The sequence below is a fragment of the Acinetobacter ursingii DSM 16037 = CIP 107286 genome (assembly GCF_000368825.1).
In the GTDB taxonomy this organism is placed as follows: domain Bacteria; phylum Pseudomonadota; class Gammaproteobacteria; order Pseudomonadales; family Moraxellaceae; genus Acinetobacter; species Acinetobacter ursingii.
Genome location: NZ_KB849718.1, coordinates 37,618 through 52,459, shown reverse-complemented (window position 1 = coordinate 52,459; position 14,842 = coordinate 37,618). Strand labels below are relative to the sequence as shown.

The following is a 14,842-nucleotide window of genomic DNA, read 5'->3' as shown; positions in this document are numbered from 1 at the left end:
TGCTCTTTTAGATGATAAATATAGTGCTGGAAGGTTATGATTTTTCGTAGTATTATGAAATTTCATAACCTATTCTATGAAATTTCGTAGCGTGAATAATACTGACTTCATTTCCGATTGGGTAACTACTGAGAATTCAATTCGTCCACTTGCATTTGAACACACCTCTCAAGCCTTACTCGTTTTAGACCCACATCAAAATCAGTTTATTGATGTAAATATTAGTGCTACTAAATTACTCCGCTATGAACGCCATGAGCTGATTCAAAAAACTATCACCTCTATTTTTGGTCATTTTAGTCAACTCCCAGACTTAGTGGCATTTACAGAAGAAACACTAGCTAAAGGCTATGCATGGAATAATGAGCTATATGCTTTTGATAAAAATGGAGAAAAAATTCAATTCGATGTCAGTTCTGTTTCAATTCCATATAAAAATAAAACTTTACTTATTTGGTCATTGGTCGATGTCAAAGATCTGGAGCTACGCCAACTGAATAAAAATGCAGACAAAGTCATCCGCGCAGGACTAAAAGAATGGCAAGCCTTACAGGAACTTTTTATTGACTCGGACACAGGCAAACATTTATTGCTCAGTTCAGTCGGTGACGGCATTTACAGTATTAACAAACAAGGATTATGTACCTTTATAAATCCCGTTGGTGCGAGAATGCTAGGATTAAAACCAGAAGATGTGCTTAGTAAAAATATCCATAAAATACACCACCATACTCATGAGAATGGTACGCACTATCCTGTCGAGGAATGCCCAATCTACGCAGCTGTACACGATGGTGTAGTACATGAAGGAATACAAGAGATTTTCTGGCGACGTGATGGCAGTTTTTTTCCTGTGGAATTTACAAGTACACCAATCATCCGTGAAAGCGAGATCATTGGTGCAGTTGTAATCTTTAGAGATATCAGCGAACGCTTAAATACAGAAAAACAACTCACCCATGCTCTTAACGAACTACAAGACTTAAAAAGTCGCCTAGAACAACAAAATGAATATTTACAGGAAGAGATATTACAAGAGAATCAATATCATGAAATTGTGGGAAATAGTGCCTCAATTTTACAAATCATTGAAAAAATTAAAGTGGTTGCTTCTACTGATGCCAATGTCATGATTTATGGCGAATCTGGTACAGGAAAGGAACTGATTGCACGTGCAATCCATCAATCTAGTCATCGTAAACAACAACCTCTTATACGTGTTAACTGTGCAGCCATCCCCTCAGAACTATTTGAAAGTGAATTTTTCGGGCATGTTAAAGGCGCATTTACGGGAGCAGTGCGTGATCGGGCTGGACGCTTTGAACTTGCAGATCAAGGAACATTATTTTTAGATGAAATTGGTGAAATCCCACTAGAATTACAAAGTAAATTATTAAGAGTATTACAAGAAGGAACTTTTGAACGAATTGGTGAAGAAAAAACTCGCCACGTCGATGTTAGAATTATTGCAGCCACCAATCGAAAATTAAAAGAAGAAGTGAAGCTCAAAAATTTCCGTGAAGACTTATACTTCCGCTTGAATGTATTCCCGATTCACTCACCCGCCTTACGAGATAGAAAAGAAGATATTCCTCTATTAGTTTCACACTTTACCAAGCTGATCAGTGAAAATCGTAAAGTGCCTTATTTACCTTTTTCACAAAAACACATCCTCGAACTGCAACACTATGACTGGCCGGGTAATATTCGAGAATTACAAAATGTGTTGGAGCGAGCATTGATTACTGCCAAACATGGCGCTGTTTCATTTAAATATTTACTGGAACAAGAATCCTCTCAGACTATGCAGCACAATCACGCTACAGCAATTGAGCAAGTCCTATCGATACAACAGCTTAAACAGTTAGAAACTGAAAATCTTCAACTGGCAATCAAACAATGTGAAGGTAAAATTTTTGGTGATGAGGGTGCAGCTAAGCTTTTAGGGATTAATCCAACGACACTGATTTCAAAATTAAAAAAATTAGGTATTAAATATTAATGGATATTCAATACCTTACCAACAAATGAATATAGTCAAATCATTATAAAACCAATACAATGGTGCAATGAGTTATTCAGAACATTTTAGACGTAAAATTTTAGCTAAGCTTGAGGAAGGTTATTCTATTCGAGCGGTAGCTGCACAATTTGAAATTAATAAAAATACCATTGTTGAATGGAAGAAACGTATAGAGATTAAAAAAACTCGTGTACGTAAACCTTCTAAAATTAACGATGATGCTTTACGTGAAGATGTTGAAAAGTATCCTGATGCTTATCAATATGAACGTGCTGCACGTTTTAATTGTGGTGTTTCATCTATTGGTGCTGCATTAAAGCGCTTAAATATTACAGTTAAAAAAGACGTTAAGCCATCCTAAAGCAGATACAAAGCTTAGGGATAAATTTATTCTGCAAGTGAATGAATTAGAAAAAAACCATCCGATTATTTATCTGGATGAAAGTGGTTTTAAGTCACATGATTACAGACCTCATGGCTACTCACGAAAAGGAGTACCCTGTCTAGGGCAATATAATTGGCAATTAAAGAATCAGACCAATGCCATTGGAGCAATCCATAAAGGGTATTTATTTTCAGTCGGTTTATTTGACTGCAAAATCAATTCAGATGTTTTTCATTTTTGGATTGAGCAATTCCTCATACCAGCATTACCAGAAAATAGTGTAGTGGTTATGGATAATGCAGCATTTCATAAAAGAGCAGATATTCAGGAGTTATTGGAACAACAAGGGCATAAAATTCTTTGGCTTCCTGCATACAGCCCTGATTTAAATCCTATAGAACAGATGTGGGCATGGGTTAAACGTAAGCGTAAAGAATGGTTGATCGACTCAGTCGATGAGTTATTTCGAGTTTTTTTCGAATCTTGTATGAATAATAAAGTAGTTTGACTATATCAACTGTTCAGCCAAAGGCCGTCGGTACATGTAGAGCTGATACAGATTCAAGAGCTTCGCATCATTGCACTGCAGCTCAAGCAAATTTTACAACGCGATGATTGTCTCACCCCAGCTGAACGGGCAGATCATACAACGGATCTTGAAGCGTTGATCGAGGCGCTTAAATTGATCGTGCGCAAACTAAGTCAAGGATTTCACCTCGTATGATTTTAAAGCTGATTGCAAATACTCGCTCCACGTCATTGAAACAACGGGTCAACGGGCTATTGAACTATATTCAAAATCCGGAAAATACCCGTACACAAAATCTTAGCAATTATATCCGTCAGCCCTTTGCCTCTCAGCCAGCGTGGGATGAAGATGCACTGCTTGAAAAATGTGTCTATGCCAATTCAAGGAATTTTCTCGATGATGATCCTGAGCAGCAAAAAATCGAGATGCTGCAGACCGCAAGTTTAAATGGCCGAGTAGAAGACCCGATTGTGCATCTGGTGGCGAGTTTTAAAAAATTTGAAGTTCCAACTGTGCCGCAAATTGAACAGCAGATCGATATTCTACTGCGGCATTTAAATGCTGAAGCGTTACAAGTGCAGTATGCGATGCATCTCGATACCGATAATGCGCATTATCATGTCGTGATCAACAGAATTCATCCATTTGAAAAAAATCAGCATCAGCAGCACAAATGCGTCAATCTCGGTGACGGCTGGATCCTCAATGCCTTGCACCGCAGTGCGGCAGAAATTGAAGCGACTCAGGGCTGGCGTTCCGAGCCGAATCCGATGTTTATTTATAATCGACGCACTCAAACCATTGAAAACAATCCTGCCTACATGCGTACGCCAGATACAGAGAAACTTCCTGTACCAATTTTAGACCGAGCTTCCCGGCATCAACAGCCCAGTACCCTGCAGCAGGATATTGATTTCGCAAAAAGTTATCAGCAATATGTGGAGGCGACCGTCCAAAATATTTTGCGTCGCGTAAACGGCTGGGCGGAGTGGCATCAGGCGCTGGCAGAAAAGGGCTTAAGCTTTGAAAAGAAAAGAAATGGTGCTGTGTTTCAGTTAAAGACTTATTCTGAACAGATTACTTTTAAAGCATCGTTGTTTTGTCAGAAGCAAGCTACCCTGCCCCAGCTGCAGAACAACTGGGGAGCATATCAGGTCGCCGAGGGAATCCGTCCCAAAGCTGTCCCGGATCAGGAGGTCCAGTCTCGGGTAGCGTCTCCGTCCAGCAAGATGAAGATTCATCCATTTCATCTATTCAAGGCTGAAAATTATCTGGTCGCAGAATTGCACACGATCTATCTCGCGCTAAAGACACAGAAAGATTACATCACCGTCCTGCACAAACAGGCCGCGGCTGAGATCAAGCAGAATCATGAAAATTATCAATTTGTTGAAAGAGATCTGCAAATTAAACAGCAGCAACAGCAGTATCCATCGATTGCCTTGGACCGGATCCAGACCACACTGGACGATCAGCATGCGACCCAACAGCAACATGATCGCGCCAATCGACGGACCCAGTATGCACTGAGTCACCGGCAATTGACGGCCAAGTTATTGAAGGATGAACTGTTCAAGGATGAGCTGGGACAACGGCTCTTTTCATCATCAAAGATAAATTCGGCACAGATCACTTCATACGCTGATTTTGTTTCATGCCTAGATCGGGAACATCCACTGGTCATTGCCCAACAGTTTCTGCTGGATCAGCGCCAGTCTGGCAATTTTATTCATGCACCGAATCCAGCTTGCCGTCAAGCGAGGCTGATCTATGACGAACAGCTTAAACATGAGCCGATTGCTGTCATGAATCAACATGGCATCCAGATGTTTAGCCAGTATTCCATCCCACGAATTCAGCAATGCCTGCAACTCCTCGATGCACATACTCCAATTGTGTTTTCAGGGGATCGGGCGTTTCAACAACAGGGAAAAATTGCCCTGCAGCATCGGGATCACCAGATTGAAGACCCCAATCCTCGCCACGAGCTACCACAGCTGGAGCAGATCACATCCGCCGATCTTGAGGTATTCTTTGACCAGTTATATCAGCACTTTCAGCAACATCACAATCTGCAGACCGCGATTTTTAAAGCCAACCTGCTACTCAGCTGCTGCCAGGTGAATAGCGATCGACTGGAGCGGAACCTGAAAGAATACAGCGATGAATTTTTTAATTTCAACTTGCAGGCGCCGGATCGCAACAATTTGATGCTGCGTTTAAAAAGCGTGCTCTGCACCCAGCCCCTTGCACAGAACAGGCAATATTTTAATGCGCAAGATCTTGATTGTGTTTGGCAAATCGCCTTAAAACTTGAATACAATTTATTAAAACGAAAAACAGCCAGAATCATCAACAAGCCAAAGCCCGAGGGTGGTTCGAAACTGGTGATTGAAGAGATTGTGTTACCCGAGAGAGATCCGGATTTTTTAAATGAGGTGATGCAAGAATTACAGTTCGAGTCTCGCAAATCCCGGCTGCAGCAACAGTTCCTTGAAATTTCTGAGATCAGTTTAACTTCAAATTTGCTCAGTGCATGTCAACGCATCGAGACTGAAGTGAAACCCCTCCCGCACTTTCCCGCAGACCGGTACCAGATTATCTGTCAGTTTGAGCATCAGTTTTATATCGACCGAGAGCTGAATCGGACGGCCTTTATTGAAAACATGTATCAGGCATATATTACTGTCGTCAGTCCGCTGGAAGTTCATGTCCGTGATGCCCTATTCTTAGCCCATGCGCGATATGGAGAAGTCATGATCTCCGGCAACGAAGAATTCAAGACACAGGTGGAAGCCATTGCCCAGCAGTATCAGATTCCCGTGATCCGAAAAGAACATCTCGAACAGCGACAAACCCAACCAGAGATTCCGTCCCATGAACGTCAGTCAAATCGACCTCAACCAGATCTAACACCACCCATTGAACCACAGCAGCGGAATGAATCCAAACCTCAGAAAAGTGGGTATGGTCATGACTTTGGCTTTTAGACAAGACGGCTCAAAAAAGCCTAAGTGAAGAATTATACGTTAAGCCAGTACATAGCTCGATTCAGGAAAATGTTTTAACAATGCCATTTTCACTGAATCAGGTGTATTGACTTCGGGCTGGACGGCCAGTAAATGGTCTAGCCAGACCAGAATGGCTTCATGATTGTTATAACAGTGATTGACGTCCAGATAACTGGCCATGCCGTGATCCTAGCCAAAATAATGGACAGCACGTCCCTCTAAAGATAACCTAACTTTAATCTTTGGAGATTCAAGAAATGGCTAAACGTTTTAGTCCTGAATTTAAACAGCAAGCGATTGATTATGCACTTTCAAACTCACACGAGCCTATAGCTGCAATCGCCCGGAAATTAGGTGTGGGTTATTCAACTTTAGATAAATGGATTCGTGAAGTAAGCGTCCGCTGAATCCCATACCAATTTTTAATTCGATTTAGGTTTCCAGCAGTGCGGCAGCAGTTCTTCAATTTGGGGCACTTTGTGTGTCGGCAGCTTTTGCAGCACATCACTTAAATAACGACAACTCGGTATTTCCATGAAAACCTTATCAAATTGATACAAGAAAGCAAAGGTTGGGACATTAGCAGGAACACAACAATTTTTGCCCGATCTCGTTGCTCTACTCGAAGAAAACAAGAAATTCAAACAACAACTCAAAATTGCTGAAATGGAAAAAGAATTTCTAAAAAAAGCGGCAACTGATGTGTCCTGTTTTTTCAGCACGCCTCAATAATACAGTGTCGCGGAATGCTAATCTGCCCAATTATATAAACAATATTCTTCAGTGGCTTGAGCCAGCCTTCTTATCCCCTCATCAATTTTATCTGCACTGATTGACCCAAACCCTAAACGAAGGAAATGTTTGTGTTTGTGATCATCTAAAAAGAAAGACTGCCCCGATTCAATGAATACGCCTAAATTTGCGGCATAATGAGACAAAACCGTAGTATCAATATCTGCTGCGGTATCAATCCAACATGCTGAACCACCATTCAAAGCATAAGGTTTCCATGTTGGAAGATATTGTTTTAATGCCTTATTGAGTATTTCACCCCGTTGTCGGTGTAATTGGTGCTGACGGCGTAACATGCTATGGTAATAGCCTTGATCGATAAACAAAGCAAAGACACGTTGATTGAACACATTTGGATGTCGTAACATCAGACGGCGTAAATGTCGAAGTTCTTGTATTAATTCAGGTGCGGCAACGATATATCCCAGACGTAACCCAGGTGCCAATGGCTTAGATAGACTTCCAAGATAAATGACTCGTCCATGTCGATCTAAACTTTTTAGCGCGGGGATCGTTGTATTTTGCACTAACACTTGAGCATCATATTCATCTTCAATAATAATGCTGTCGTTTTGTTCTGCTAACTGCAATAAATTTTGTCGGCGTTGTGGAGACATGGTTACTCCTGTTGGACATTGTCGCCCTGGTGTAACAAATAAATAATCACACTCATTTGCCCGAATTAAAGTCACCCCCTCATGATCCACGGCTAAAGGCACAATATGCTGGGTCTGTAGCAAAAATATATTACGTGCATCTGGATAACCAGGTTCTTCGACACCAATCACATGATTCTGCCGCATTAATAACATCGCCAACATATATAATCCATGCTGACTCCCTACGGTTAACAAGATTTCGTTCTCTTGAGCCATGATGCCTCGCGTGGGCAAAATATGCTGCCGGATTGCATCTATGAGATAAGCGTCGTCCCCCTGTTGAGTAATATCTTGTGACCATATTGAGGCATCTTTTGCAGATAAGGCACGTAATGCACATTCCCTCCAAGCCGAAGCAGGAAAGCTTTCCGCATCTGGCTGACCATAAATAAAAGGATAGGAATAATTCATCCAATCACTTGGTTTAGTTAAATGCCTTTGTGCTGAAGGTCGTATATAAAAGCGAGCACCCCAGGTCGTCGCTTTTGATGTAGTCCGAATGGTTTTGCTCTCACTACTATCAATCTGGAAATTTAAACAGACAAAATGTCCACTCCGCTGTTTAGATTCCAAAATTCGCTCAGCAACCAATTGTTGATACGCAATGGTGACCGTATTTCTACCAACACCCAGTTGATCAGCTAAATCTCGGCTAGAAGGTACCGCCATACCTGGTTTTAAATAACCTTGTACTAAAGCCGAAAACATCATACGGCAGATTCTGCCTTGTAAATTCAAACCACTCTGTGCCGTATTAGAAAATAATGCCTGCCAAACTGTAGCTGAAATTACTGAACTCACTAATCAATCCTTATATCTGTGCATTGCTGCAATCAATTTTGATGCTTTCCTACTCAAACTGGTGCAAAGCTCATAGTTTCAGTCCACTTTTAAGCTAAAACTGGACTTACTCGATATAAAGCAAAAGGCATTCCACCATCAACAATTTAAACTAATTTTTAAAAAACAATAATTTAAATATATAAACCACTGGATCCATCAAAACTTTAAATCTGGTACTACACCATATTTCACTATTTCCGTAAATTCAATTCTACAGCTAAATAAACCTTATTTTGGAGCAATACAAATGCAGCAAGCAAAATTAATCCAACTACTTACGGATTTTTCTACAGCATGGAATCAACATGATGTCGAAAAACTCATGGCATGCATGCATCCAGAATGCCGTTTTGAAACTGTAGCTGGTGAGGATGTTCATGGAACCCGAATTGAAGGCTTAGATGCTGTTCGTCAAGCATTTAGCAATACCTTCAAAAGTTTTCCAGATGCTCAGTGGCGAAACGGTAAACACTGGATCAGTGATAATGCTGAATTTGGTATTTCAGAAACAACCTTTACTGCGACAACTGCTGATGGTGGCTGGATTGAAGCCAATATGGTTGATGTCTTTACATTTAAAGATGGAAAAATTCTCGTCAAAAATGCATTCCGTAAAAATAGACCTGTTCAAGCAATCGCGTAAGGAGTCTTTCAATGAATCAATCTGTCCAACATGCAAGTTCATTTCGCGAACGCCTAGAACCGCATAAATCCATACCGACACATAGTTTTAAAAGTTACAACTCACAATTCGACCCTTTAACCGCTCCTGTCCTATCAGGCAATGAAAATTATGCACCAACTTATTGGGTCGGCACAGCAGGTACGCCACCCGAAGATGATGGCCCATTAATGGGTGACACTGAAGCGGACATCGTCATTATTGGTGGAGGCTTCACTGGGCTATCTACAGCACTAACACTGGCTGAACAATTTGGTGCTGCACCACTTGTCCTTGAAGCAAACCGTACGGCGTGGGGCTGTACCAGCCGTAATGGAGGACAAGGTCAAAATGCCTCGGGTCGTTTGTACCGATCACAATGGATTGAAAAATGGGGATTAGACACCGCCAAACGTCTTGATGCTGAAATTCGGGAAGGTTTTGATTACTTTAAAGACCTCGTGAGCGGTATTGAATGTGATGCTCAAGATGGTGGACATCTTTATATTGCTCATCGCGCAAAAAAAATGGCTTTCCTTGAAAATGAAGGTCGAGTCATGAAAGAGATTTTTGGTTATCAGACCCGTATGTTGAACCGTGAGCAACTGCATGAAGAATATGTTGCTGATCAGGAAGCTGCAGGTGCTTTGCTGGAACCCGATGGAGTTGGCATACACCCCTTAAAACTGGCTTTTGGCTATTTAAAACGTGCCCGTGCTGCTGGTGCCAAAGTACACACTTCAAGTCCAGTGCTTGGCTGGGAAACGCACAACGGTATCCATTATTTACGCACCCCAAATGGCATTGTCAAAGCAAAACGTGTGGCTGTTGCAACAGGTGGTTATACCCCAAATGGCTTACACCCGCATCTTTCTGGAAAAATCATGCCGATTTTATCCAATTCTATTGTAACGCGTCCTTTAACTGCGGCGGAGCGTGCTGAAGCAGGCTTACACAGCACCACATTTATTACCGATACTCGAACTTTACGTCACTATTATCGTCTACTCCCTGATGGATCTATGCAATGTGGCAGTAGAAGCTCCTTAACGGGTGCGGATGCGGATAATCCAGTCCATCTCGAACGGTTAAAAGAAGGCCTTTACCGCAAATTTCCAAGTCTACGTGGCATACCTATTGCTTATTCTTGGTGGGGTTGGGTCGATGTGAGTCATGACATGATGCCTCGTATCGTACAACCCAACTCTGAGGAAAGCATTTATTACGCTATTGGTTATGGTGGTAATGGTGTGTCTTTCTCCGCAATGGCAGGACGCCGTCTCGCAGAACGTGTGATGGGAATACAACGCCCTCAATTTGAGCTTCCGATTTATCAATCCCCTTTGCCTTCACATCTGTTTCGACCATTTCGTCGACTCGGGCAAGCATTGTTATATCGCTGGTACCACTTAAGAGATGAAGTGCTTTGAGTGCACATTCAATCATCTGCAATGATTCGGTTATAAAATTATAAGAGGGAATCCATCATGTATGATTCAGATTCAAATCAAAGTTTAAAAAGTGCTTTAAAACCTCGTCATGTCCAAATGATGGCACTCGGTGGTGTTATTGGAATGGGGTTATTTGTGGGTAGTTCTGTAGTGATTCAATCTGCAGGTCCAGCCGCCATTTTGTCCTTCCTGATTACGGGTGTATTAATTATTTTAGTGATGCGGATGCTGGGTGAGCTAGCAACCGCCTCTCCTGTATCAGGCTCCTTCTATGCATATGCACGCCATGCTTTCCAAGATTCGCCTTATTTATCTCGACTCGCAGGCTTCATGACGGGATGGATGTATTGGTACTTCTGGGTCATCGTGATTGCATTAGAAGCGATTGTCGGTGCAAAACTCTTTGCTTATTGGTTACCTGATACACCGCAATGGATCGTCAGTCTGGTTTTACTCGCCCTATTAACAGCAACCAATTTATTCTCCGTAAAATCCTTTGGTGAATTCGAATTTTGGTTCTCATCTATTAAAGTTGCTGCGATTGGTCTTTTCATTTTCCTTTGTTCTTTATATATGTTCGGTCTTTGGCCAAACCATCAAGCCGCTGGATTTGGTGAATTGTTAAATCATGGTGGCTTTATGCCAAATGGTTGGGGACCAGTATTATCGGGCGCTGTTGCTGCAACTGGATTTTACTTTGGCGCTGAGATCGTCACAATTGCAGCCGCTGAAACTAAAGACCCTGAAAAATCTGTTGCCAAAGCGACTCAATCCGTGATTTCTCGCGTCCTGATTTTCTATGTTTGCTCTATTTTATTAGTGGTCTGTATTGTCCCTTGGGACAGTGCAGAAATTGCGACACCTTACGTAAGTGCGCTAAAAGTATTGAATATTCCGTTTGTTGCGGACATTATGAATGTTGTGATTCTGGTGGCTGTACTCAGTTGCTTAAATTCTGGAGTTTATGCTGCAAGCCGTATGTTGTTTGCTTTAACCCAAAATGGTGATGCACCTCGTAGCTTGACCAAACTTTCAAAAAATGGTGTTCCAATTCGTGCCATTCTATTCAGTACATTATTTGGTTATTTCTCAATTTTAGCTTCATACTTCTCACCAGATGCTGTATTTCCTTTCTTGGTCGAATCTTATGGAACTGTAGCCTTATTTGTCTATATCGTGATTGCATTCTCTCAAATCCGTTTGCGTCGCCACTTAGAACGTGTTGCACCTGAACGTTTAAAAGTTCGTATGTGGTGTTTTCCATACCTGAGTTATTTTGCAATCATCGGCATGCTTTCAATCTTTGCTGCAATGGCTTTTATACCTAGCCTTCAAAAAGCATTCTGGTTCGGCATCGCAAGTGCAGGAATTCTATTCTGTATCTTTATTATTCGAGATTATGTAGAGCTAGTTAAATTACGTCATCAAAGTACTCAACTTGATGTGCTCATCCCTGCCAAACAAACCAAAATTTAATCCTCAAATACACTGACCTGTACTTTGTGCAGGTCATCCTCGTCTTTAGGAAATCACACATGCTTTTAAAAGATAAACTTGCAGCTTTCGCAGTAGTGTTCATATGGGGTATTAACTTTTATTTTATGAAAGTTGGCGTCAGTGAGATACACCCTATGCTCCTCGGATGTTTACGCTATCTACTGGTTTTATTGCCTGCCCTCTTTTTCATTCGTATTCCAAGCATCGGGTGGAAATGGTTATTACTTTATGGCTTTATTAGTAACTTTTCTCAATTTGCATTTATGTTCAGTGCAATTGCGACTGGAATGCCTACAGGTCTAGTCGCTTTGGTGGTTCAATCCCAAGCATTTTTTACTGTCATGATTGCAGCATTTTTATTACGTGAACAAGCCATCTGGAACCAGTGGTTGGCCATAGCGATTGCCTTTATGGGCTTAATGCTGATTGCATTCGGTCAACAACATAGTCATGTGCCATTAATGGGGCTGGCATTGGTTTTATGCTCTGCAATTTCATGGGCCTGTGGCAATATCGTAGTCAAAAAAATGGGGCCTGTTAACCCAATTGGTCTGGTCGTATGGGGCAATATTCTTACCCCTTTATGGTTTTTACTTTTAGCGGTACAAAATATTGGCTGGCAAGGCGTCATAGCCGATTGGCACGCGCTGACATGGAAAGGATTTGGTGCTGCAGCATTTCTCGCTTACTTTGCCACTATTGTCGGATATGGCTTATGGATCTACCTACTGACACGTTATCCTGCTGCTAAAATTAGCCCATTGTCACTCTGGGTACCTGTTATAAGTATGATTTTTGCCTATTTATTTTTAGATGAACAATTAAATACTTTGCAGTGGCTGGGTTCTTGTATTGTTATGCTGGGTTTAATGGTGCATTTATTGGGGCAAAAAATTCAATCACACATCACTTCACGTAAACTTGTCCGAACAACATAAAATAATTAAATAAGAGGCTTAGGAAGTTAAGCATATAAAAAAGTATGGTAACTTCCTTAGGCTTTATTGCATAAATTTTTTGAAAGTTACTGATTTTTAATGTTTTTGTTGAATTTCAATAAAAATAAACATAATAAAATTATAGTGTTAGGTATTTGTGCAACAAAGCCATGTAGAGCATTAAATTGAAATTGATTTTTTCTATAGTTTCTTTAAAAATGAATGTATAAAAAATATATGAACTAAAGATTACTACTGTAATCTTTAGTTCCGTAAGTGTCCGCTAGCGAATCCATTTAAATACAAGCTAGTACAATTAAACAATTAACAAATCTTTCTCGATGTCACTTTCGGCAGCATAATTTAAATATTTAGAGCGGATTTATCACTTATAAAACTGAATTGAGTGGTCTAATTAACGGAACCACATCATTTTAAGTTTATGTATAAAAGTACGATTTTCACTTACTAGTACTTAAATAATCACCCCACCACTGCATCATTTCAGTCCGTTGAGCTAAATAGTCAGCATGATTATAGCTGGCACGGGTACGGTTCTTATCAATATGTGAAAGTTGTGCCTCAATCCAATTATCTTGAAACAAACCTGAGTCATTCAAAATGGTACTAAAAGTGGAACGTAGTCCATGAGAGGATAATTGATGTTTGCCATAGCCCATCTTACGAATAGCCATATTTAATGTATTGAAATGAATCGGTTGATTGTGTTTCCGAGGGCTTGCAAAAATATATTTTTCACCGTATGACCATTGCATGACGTCTTTTAAAATCTCTAAAGCCTGATCTGAAAGTGGTACTAAAAAGTCTGGAATCTCATGCCCTAAAATGACTTTACGTCGAAACTGTTTAATATGCAAGGCAGGAATTTTCCATATTTTTGCATTTAAATCAAAATGATGAGGCTCAGCCAATAACAATTCAGCCCCTCGCACTCCAGTATGTAATTTGAACATTAGTGCTTTTTTAATAATGGGATGGGTATCCAATTTTTGTAAGTTATTCTTAAATTCGGATATTTCCTCCGCTTTTAAATACGGATAGTTCTTCTTAATTTTACTGTTGATTACAATTTTATTTAAACCATGGGCGATATTGTATTCACAATAACCCATCGCTACAGCGTAGTCATAAATTTGGTTCAAATAACTACAAGCTTTCTTGACAGGTTCTTTTACTTGGCGTCCCTCTATTTTTTTGATTACTGAAACCAGGTCATAACGCTTGATGTTTTGAAAAGGTAAATCCTGAAGGTCTGGATAAATATCTTGCTGTAAGCATCTTTCTGCTAACTGTAGTACACCACAGCGGGGTAGATCGTTGAAGGCATTTTTCAGTTTGAACTGTAACCACTCCTCCCCGACCTTACCAAAGGTGATGACATTAGAGGCAGTATCATGTTCAAAACAGAAATCATTGTCTTTAAAGTCATCTCTGACTTGTCGTGCCTTTTTCAGCGATAAATCAGGATAAAGACCTAGCTGAATGCGTCGACGTTTTTTAGTTTGTGGATCTGTATAGCGATAGCACCAAGATTTTCTTCCACTCGGCTCAATCTTCAGGCTAAGCCCATCTTCATCGGATAAAAAACAGGTTTTTTCCTTGCAATGAGCTTGGCGAACTTTAATTTCAGTAAGACTCATGGAATTTAAATGAAACCTAATAAGGGGTTGATTGGATCAATTATATCAAAATAGAACGCTTTATATATGATGCGTACACTACGCATCATATATATTTGTAATATATTGTTTTATATATTTAATATTTTAAGTATTTGTATTTTAGTAACCATTATAAGTACCACCTCTTCTTTAAGTTCCCAACAACTCACTTTTTCTGTCATCAATGTTAAATAAGTCTTGTGCTTTAAATTCTTAGATGACCTCCTCTACCCTTTATTATCATTTTTATAAAAGTAACTATATGTACTCATTAAAATTTGTAGAGCTCAAAAACAAAAAAGACCGCTATATAGCAGTCTTTTAACTTAATTAAATAATAATTAATTCATTTTCATCATAAGTGCATAAGC

11 protein-coding genes and 2 pseudogenes are annotated in these 14,842 nt (G+C 40.2%); 10 read left to right on the top strand and 3 right to left on the bottom strand.

What is annotated here, in order from left to right; all coding sequences use genetic code 11:
- Positions 1 to 76: 76 nt before the first annotated feature.
- From F944_RS14740 to F944_RS14725, 4 genes are all read left to right on the top strand, one after another.
- Positions 77 to 2,002: a sigma 54-interacting transcriptional regulator gene (locus F944_RS14740; RefSeq protein WP_004992206.1), complete on the top strand. Its 1,926-nt coding sequence runs from the start codon at positions 77 to 79 to the stop codon at positions 2,000 to 2,002.
- A gap of 67 nt (positions 2,003 to 2,069) precedes the next feature.
- Positions 2,070 to 2,384 (top strand): IS630 transposase-related protein, encoded by a 315-nt coding sequence (locus F944_RS14735; RefSeq protein WP_004992205.1) that lies wholly within the window; start codon positions 2,070 to 2,072, stop codon positions 2,382 to 2,384.
- 37 nt (positions 2,385 to 2,421) lie between these two features.
- The gene (locus F944_RS14730) at positions 2,422 to 2,916 is read left to right on the top strand and encodes an IS630 family transposase (protein WP_001003818.1); all 495 of its coding nucleotides are present in this window, start codon (positions 2,422 to 2,424) and stop codon (positions 2,914 to 2,916) included.
- A 212-nt stretch (positions 2,917 to 3,128) separates the two neighbouring features.
- Positions 3,129 to 5,927: a relaxase/mobilization nuclease domain-containing protein gene (locus F944_RS14725; RefSeq protein ID WP_004992204.1), complete on the top strand. Its 2,799-nt coding sequence runs from the start codon at positions 3,129 to 3,131 to the stop codon at positions 5,925 to 5,927.
- Positions 5,928 to 5,966: 39 nt separating this feature from the next.
- Here the strand turns inward: F944_RS14725 and F944_RS17015 are convergent, their stop codons facing one another.
- Entirely contained in the window at positions 5,967 to 6,128 is a 162-nt protein-coding gene (locus tag F944_RS17015; RefSeq protein WP_004992203.1) for a hypothetical protein, read from the bottom strand.
- A 77-nt stretch (positions 6,129 to 6,205) separates the two neighbouring features.
- Between F944_RS17015 and F944_RS14720 the strand changes: the two are divergent.
- Together F944_RS14720 and F944_RS17010 are read left to right on the top strand one after the other, a co-directional pair.
- Positions 6,206 to 6,346 (top strand): annotated as a pseudogene (locus F944_RS14720) (transposase); the annotation flags it as partial.
- Between the two features lie 118 nt (positions 6,347 to 6,464).
- A pseudogene (locus F944_RS17010) lies at positions 6,465 to 6,647 on the top strand (IS3 family transposase); the annotation flags it as partial.
- Between the two features lie 50 nt (positions 6,648 to 6,697).
- Here F944_RS17010 and pdxR read toward each other — a convergent pair.
- A complete protein-coding gene (gene pdxR / locus F944_RS14710; RefSeq protein WP_004992200.1) occupies positions 6,698 to 8,200 on the bottom strand; it encodes a MocR-like pyridoxine biosynthesis transcription factor PdxR in 1,503 nt (500 codons plus the stop codon).
- A 289-nt stretch (positions 8,201 to 8,489) separates the two neighbouring features.
- On the opposite strand from pdxR, the gene F944_RS14705 reads away from it, so the two are divergent.
- From F944_RS14705 to F944_RS14690, 4 genes are read left to right on the top strand one after another with little or no spacing between them, the layout of a single operon-like run.
- Complete coding sequence (locus F944_RS14705) at positions 8,490 to 8,885, top strand: nuclear transport factor 2 family protein (protein ID WP_004992199.1); 396 nt, start codon at positions 8,490 to 8,492, stop codon at positions 8,883 to 8,885.
- An 11-nt stretch (positions 8,886 to 8,896) separates the two neighbouring features.
- Positions 8,897 to 10,333 (top strand): NAD(P)/FAD-dependent oxidoreductase, encoded by a 1,437-nt coding sequence (locus tag F944_RS14700; protein ID WP_004992190.1) that lies wholly within the window; start codon positions 8,897 to 8,899, stop codon positions 10,331 to 10,333.
- 57 nt (positions 10,334 to 10,390) lie between these two features.
- Positions 10,391 to 11,830 carry an amino acid permease gene (locus F944_RS14695; protein WP_004992188.1) on the top strand — a complete coding sequence of 480 codons (1,440 nt, stop codon included), beginning with the start codon at positions 10,391 to 10,393 and terminating at the stop codon, positions 11,828 to 11,830.
- A gap of 59 nt (positions 11,831 to 11,889) precedes the next feature.
- Complete coding sequence (locus tag F944_RS14690) at positions 11,890 to 12,789, top strand: EamA family transporter (protein ID WP_004992183.1); 900 nt, start codon at positions 11,890 to 11,892, stop codon at positions 12,787 to 12,789.
- A gap of 461 nt (positions 12,790 to 13,250) precedes the next feature.
- On the opposite strand, the gene F944_RS14685 is transcribed toward F944_RS14690, so the two are convergent.
- The gene (locus tag F944_RS14685) at positions 13,251 to 14,450 is read right to left on the bottom strand and encodes a tyrosine-type recombinase/integrase (RefSeq protein ID WP_004992181.1); all 1,200 of its coding nucleotides are present in this window, start codon (positions 14,448 to 14,450) and stop codon (positions 13,251 to 13,253) included.
- Between the last annotated feature and the right edge of the window lie 392 nt (positions 14,451 to 14,842).